Source organism: Micromonospora sp. NPDC002411, assembly GCF_053592955.1.
Genome location: NZ_JBSFBM010000381.1, coordinates 1 through 5,904 on the forward strand (window position 1 = coordinate 1; position 5,904 = coordinate 5,904).

The 5,904-nt window shown below is 71.7% G+C and carries 4 protein-coding genes and 1 pseudogene; 3 read left to right on the forward strand and 2 right to left on the reverse strand.

The features are described 5' to 3' along the window. Positions 1-542: pseudogene (locus tag ACWCO3_RS30140) on the forward strand (RNB domain-containing ribonuclease); the annotation flags it as partial. Positions 543-603: 61 nt separating this feature from the next. Further along, positions 604-1,302, forward strand: a complete 699-nt coding sequence (npdG, locus tag ACWCO3_RS30145) for an NADPH-dependent F420 reductase (protein WP_145779608.1) — start codon at positions 604-606, stop codon at positions 1,300-1,302. A 101-nt stretch (positions 1,303-1,403) separates the two neighbouring features. On the opposite strand, the gene panB is transcribed toward npdG, so the two are convergent. Both panB and ACWCO3_RS30155 read right to left on the reverse strand, forming a co-directional pair. Next, positions 1,404-2,249, reverse strand: coding sequence for a 3-methyl-2-oxobutanoate hydroxymethyltransferase (panB, locus tag ACWCO3_RS30150; protein ID WP_357936456.1), 846 nt, complete (start codon positions 2,247-2,249; stop codon positions 1,404-1,406). Positions 2,250-2,436: 187 nt separating this feature from the next. Continuing rightward, on the reverse strand, positions 2,437-4,194 hold the full coding sequence (locus ACWCO3_RS30155; RefSeq protein WP_450013268.1) for an NAD+ synthase: 1,758 nt from the start codon (positions 4,192-4,194) through the stop codon (positions 2,437-2,439). 261 nt (positions 4,195-4,455) lie between these two features. On the opposite strand from ACWCO3_RS30155, the gene glnA reads away from it, so the two are divergent. After that, complete coding sequence (gene glnA, locus ACWCO3_RS30160; protein WP_088988293.1) at positions 4,456-5,805, forward strand: type I glutamate--ammonia ligase; 1,350 nt, start codon at positions 4,456-4,458, stop codon at positions 5,803-5,805. The last annotated feature ends 99 nt before the right edge of the window (positions 5,806-5,904 follow it).

Below are 5,904 nucleotides of genomic sequence, written 5' to 3' on the forward strand. Positions count from 1 at the left end.
CCTCCCAGCCGCGCGCCGCGGCGTTCATCGACCAGGCGGCCGAGCTGATGCGCGGTGCCGCGTACACCGCCTTCGACGGGGCCGTGCCGGAGCAGCCGGAGCACGGTGGTGTGGCAGCGACGTACGCCCACGTGACGGCCCCGTTGCGGCGGCTGGCCGACCGCTACGCCACCGAGGTGTGCCTGGCGCTGCACGCCGGTCAGCCGGTGCCCGACTGGGCCCGTGCCGCGTTGCCCCGGCTGCCGGAGGTGATGGCGAGCACCGACCGGACCGCCTCGGCGGCAGCCCGGGGCGCCGTCGAACTGGCCGAAGCCGCCGTGCTGGAGCACCGGGTGGGCGAAACCTTCGACGCGGCCGTCCTCGACGTCGACGCCCCGCCCAACGGCCGGTCCCGGCCCCGACCGCCGGGCGGCACCGTGGCCCTGGACGCCCCTCCGGTGCGTGCCCGCTGCCTCGGGCAGTTGCCGCTCGGTGAACGGGTCCGGGTCCGCCTGGTCACCGCCGACCCGGCGGCGCGCACCGTCCTGTTCGAGCTGGCCTGACCGCCCCGACCGGCGGCGGCCTGACGCGGTGCCGGACCGGACGGTTTGCGAGGATGAACCCATGGCATACGACGCGAGCACGCTCCCCGACGTGTCCGGGCTGACGGTCGGCATCATCGGTGGCACCGGCGACCAGGGGCGGGGCCTCGCCTACCGGTTCGCGCGGGCCGGGCAGACGGTGCTGATCGGTTCCCGCTCCGCCGAACGGGCCGCCGAGTCCGCCGCCGAGATCGCGGCCCTGCCCGGCGTGCCGGCCAACGGCAGTGTCACCGGCGCGGCCAACGACGAGGTGGCCCGACGCAGCGACGTGGTGATCATCGCGGTGCCGTGGGACGGGCACGCCGCCACCGTCGCCGCCCTCGCCGAGCCGCTCGCCGGCCGGATCGTCGTCGACTGCGTCAACCCGCTCGGCTTCGACAAGCAGGGCCCGTACGCGCTGACCGTCGCCGAGGGCAGCGCCGTGCAGCAGGCCGCCGCGCTCCTGCCCGACTCCCGCGTCTGCGCGGCGTTCAACCACGTCAGCGCCCCGCTGCTGGCCGACCCCGAGGTCGACCGGATCGACCTGGACGTGCTGATCTGCACGGAGGACCGCGAACTGGTCGACGTGGTCGGTGCGCTCGCCGCGCGGATCCCCGGCATGCGCGGCATCTACGCCGGCCGGCTGCGCAACGCCCACCAGATCGAGGCGTTCACCGCCAACCTGATCGCCATCAACAAGCGTTACAAGGCACACGCCGGCATCCGCGTCACCGACATCTGACCCGAGCGGCCTGATCCACTCCGGTTCTAGGAAGTCGCGGTGTCCTGGTGTCCGGGACACCGCGACTTCGGCTAACCCGAGTGGATCAGGCCGTGCCCGCTCTAGAAGGTGTGTTCGGCGGCGGGGAACTCCCCGCCTCGGACCTCGTCGGCGAACCGGCGGGTGGCGTCGGTGAGGGCACCGGCCAGGTCCGCGTACCGCTTGACGAAGCGTGGCGTCTTCCCGGTGCGCAGGCCGGCCATGTCCTGCCAGACGAGCACCTGCGCGTCGGTGTCCGGGCCCGCGCCGATGCCCACCGTCGGGATCGGCAGCTCGTTGGTGATCCGCTTGGCCACCTCGCCGGGCACCATCTCCAGCACCACGGCGAACGCGCCCGCCTCGGCCACCGCCCGCGCGTCGGCCAGCACCTCGTCGGCGGCGTCGCCCCGGCCCTGCACGCGGTAGCCGCCCAGGGTGTGTTCGCTCTGCGGGGTGAAACCGATGTGCGCCATCACCGGGATGCCGGCGCCGACGATCGCGGCGATCTGCGCGGCGCAGCGACGGCCACCCTCCAGCTTCACCGCGTGGCAGCCGCCCTCCTTCATGAACCGGACGGCGGTGCGCAGCGCCTGGGCCGGCCCCTCCTCGTAGGAGCCGAACGGCAGGTCACCCACGATCAGTGACTGCCGGGTCGCCCGCACCACGGCCCGTACCAGCGGAAGCAGTTCGTCGGCGGTGATCGGCAGGGTCGTCTCGTAGCCGAACACGTTGTTCGCCGCCGAGTCGCCGACCAGCAGCACCGGGACACCGGCCTGGTCGAAGATCGACGCCGTGTACTGGTCGTACGAGGTGAGCATCGGCCACCGCTCGCCGCGCTCCTTGGCGGCCATCAGGTCCCTGGTGCGGACCCGACGGGTGGCCGGGCCCCCGTAGAGCGCTGTCACCTCGTTCGGAGTGGACTCCACCATCTCTGTCTCCCTTCCTCGAGGCCGCCTGCGCGGTCCCCGGGTTCCGTCGCGATCGTCGCACCGCGAGACGGGGCGATGGCAGGGCCCAGTGCAAGATGTCACTCCACCGCGACGCGGGGCCGTCGCGTGCAGCGCCGCGAGGCGGTGCCGGGCCGTGCCACCGACCCGACACCCCACGGTGTACGGCTCAGCCGTGCTCGCGCCACCGGTTGGTGATCGGCAGACGGCGGTCCCGACCGAACGCCTTCATCGAGATCTTCGTGCCCGGCGCGGACTGCCGTCGCTTGTACTCGGCGGTATCCACCAGCCGCAGCACCTTGTCCACCACCGCCGGGTCGTGGCCCGACTCGACCAGCCCGTCACGGCCGAGGTCGCCGTCGACGTAGCCGATCAGGATCGGGTCCAGGACGTCGTACTCGGGCAGGCTGTCGCTGTCGAGCTGCCCCGGGCTCAGCTCGGCGCTCGGCGGCTTGCCGATCGAGTTCTCCGGGATCGGAGGGGTCTCGCCGCGCCGTGCCGCGTCCGTGTTGCGCCACTTCGCGAGTCGCCAGATCAGCGTCTTCCAGACGTCCTTGACCGGGTTGAAGCCGCCCACCGAGTCGCCGTACAGGGTGGAGTAGCCGACCGCCAGCTCACTCTTGTTGCCGGTGGTCAGCACCAGGTGGCCCTCCTGGTTCGACAACGCCATCAGGATCACGCCACGGACCCGGGCCTGCAGGTTCTCCACTGCCACACCGGACAGCGACAGGTTGGCCAGGAAGCCGTCCACCATCGGCTGGATCGGTTCGATGCGGTAGTCCAGGCCGGTGCGCTTGGCCAGGTCCGCGGCGTCCTCCCGGGAGTGTTCGGAGGAGTGCTGGCTGGGCAGCGACACCCCGACCACCCGGTCCGGCCCGAGGGCGTCGACGGCCAACGCGGCCACCACCGCCGAGTCGATGCCGCCGGAGAGACCGAGCACCACCGACGGGAAGCGGTTCTTGTTGACGTAGTCGCGCAGACCGAGGACCAGTGCCTGCCACACCTCGGCCTCGTCGGCCACGGGCTCGATCAGACCGCCGGTGGCGGCCGGGCCGGTCGGTGCGGCCGGGATGCCGTCGACAGCGCTGCGCACGATCCGCATGTCGTCCGCGACGGACTCGCCGGTCGGCAGGTCGGTGGCGGCCGGCAGCTCGACGTCGTGCACGAGCAGGTGTTCGACGAACTGGGGGGCCCTGGTGAGCAGGTCACCGTCCGCGGTGACGATCATCGAGTCGCCCTCGAAGACCAGCTCGTCCTGGCCGCCGACCATGTTCACGTACGCGATGGCGGCGCCCGCCTCGGCGGCCCGGCGGCGCACCAGCGGCAACCGGACATCGTCCTTGTTCAGCTCGTACGGCGAGCCGTTGATGTTGACCACCAGGCCGACGCCCGCGCGCCGGGCGGCGGCGAACGGACCCCCGGCCTGCCACAGGTCCTCGCAGATGGTCAGCGCGACGTCCACGCCGCCGATCCGCACCACGGTCAGCGCGTCCCCGGAGACGAAGTAGCGGTCCTCGTCGAAGACGCCGTAGTTGGGCAGGTGGTGCTTGAAGTAGCGGGCGGCGACGGTGCCCCGGTGCAGCAGCGCGGCGGCGTTGCGGGCGCCCCGGCCCGGCTCGGCGTCACCGCTGACCTGCGGTGGCCCGTCGGCGTCCAGGTAGCCGACCACGACCGGCACCTCACCGAGGCCGTCCGCGGCGAGGTCGGCCGCGAGCCGCTCCACAGCGGCCCGGGACGCGGCCACGAAGGAACGCCGGAAGACCAGGTCCTCGACCGGGTAGCCGGTGAGCATCATTTCCGGGAAGAGCACCAACTGGGCACCGGCATCGGCGGCCTGGCGAGTCCAGCTGCGGACCAGGTCGGCGTTTCCGGCGAGGTCGCCGACGCTCGGGTTGACCTGGGACAGGGCGAGACGCAGGGTGGGCATGTCCTCATCTTGCCCCAGCCTCCGCGGGTGATTCCCACCCCTCGGACGAGATGGCCGCCACGCTGCGGCGGGCGTATCCGCCGGGCGGTGAGGCCCGGGCTCGGCTTTGCGGCGGGGCGTACGTCCGTCGGGCGGGAGGTGAGGGGACGACCGGCGGCAGTTCGCGTAACGTCTGCGTAACCAGGCCCGGGAAGACTGGGCGATCAGGTCGGGTGCAGCCCGGCCAATGCGGACAAATGAGCGTCGCGAGGGGTTGGGGAAGTGGACCGTCAGCAGGAGTTCGTCCTCCGTACGCTGGAAGAGCGGGACATCCGGTTCGTCCGGCTGTGGTTCACCGACGTGCTGGGCACGCTGAAGAGCGTCTCGGTGGCGCCAGCGGAGTTGGAGGCGGCCTTCGAGGAGGGCATCGGCTTCGACGGCTCGGCGATCGAGGGCTTCGCCCGGGTCTTCGAATCGGACATGGTGGCGATGCCCGACCCGACCACCTTCCAGGTCTTCCCCTTCGAGGGCGGGGTCAGCGGCGAGAGCGCCCGGATGTTCTGCGACATCCTGCTGCCCGACGGTGGGCCGTCCTGGGCCGACCCCCGGCACGTGCTGCGCCGTGCGCTGTCGAAGGCGGCCGAGAAGGGCTTCACCTTCTACACCCACCCGGAGATCGAGTTCTTCCTGCTGGAAAACGGCCCGCAGGACGGCTCGGTGCCCACCCCGGTCGACACCGGCGGTTACTTCGAGCACACCACCCACGCCGTGGCCCGCGACTTCCGCCGTCAGGGTGTGCTGGCGCTGGAGCGCATCGGCATCTCGGTGGAGTTCAGCCACCACGAGGTCGCGCCCGGCCAGCAGGAGATCGACCTGCGCTACGCCGACGCCCTGACCACCGCCGACAACATCATGACCTTCCGGCACGTGGTGAAGGAGGTGGCGCTCTCCACCGGTGTGCAGGCCAGCTTCATGCCGAAGCCCTTCACCGACCAGCCGGGCAGCGGGATGCACACCCACCTGTCGCTGTTCGAGGGGGAGCGCAACGCCTTCCACGACAGCGGCGACCCGATGAAGCTCTCCAAGGTGGCGAAGTCGTTCATCGCCGGCCTGCTGGTGCACGCCCGGGAATACACGGCGGTCACCAACCAGTGGGTCAACTCGTACAAGCGGCTCTTCCCGCAGCACCTGCCCGACCGCATCACCGAGAGCCCGGCGTACGTCTGCTGGGGTCACCTCAACCGGTCCGCGCTGGTCCGCGTGCCCGCGTACGGCAAGCCCAACTCGGCCCGGGTCGAGGTCCGCTCGCTGGACTCGGCGACCAACCCGTACCTCGCCTTCGCGGTGCTGCTCGGCGCCGGTCTGAAGGGCATCGAGGAGGGGTACGAGCTGCCGCCCGGCGCCGAGGACGACGTCTGGTCGCTGACCAGCGCCGAGCGGCGCGCGATGGGATACGAGGCGCTGCCGGAGAACCTGGCCGAGGCGATCGACGTGATGGCGGAGTCCGAGTTGGTCGCCGAGGTGCTCGGCGAGCACGTCTTCGACTTCTTCCTGCGCAACAAGCGGGCCGAGTGGGAGCAGTACCGCCGCGAGGTCACCCCGTACGAGCGGCAGCGCTACCTGGCGCTGTAGGGCCTGTTTCATAAGGGCGGTCGAGCCGAGGCGGAGTCCGGGCGGCGATCCGGCAAGGCGCGGTGGGGTCCGGATACCGGTGTTGCCCTCGACGCCACC

Bases quoted from the DNA above. Each gene is read 5' to 3' on its own strand.
- ACWCO3_RS30155 (WP_450013268.1), bottom strand. From the start codon at position 4,194: ATGCCCACCCTGCGTCTCGCCCTGTCCCAGGTCAACCCGAGCGTCGGC.
- panB (WP_357936456.1), bottom strand. From the start codon at position 2,249: ATGGTGGAGTCCACTCCGAACGAGGTGACAGCGCTCTACGGGGGCCCG.
- npdG (WP_145779608.1), top strand. From the start codon at position 604: ATGGCATACGACGCGAGCACGCTCCCCGACGTGTCCGGGCTGACGGTC.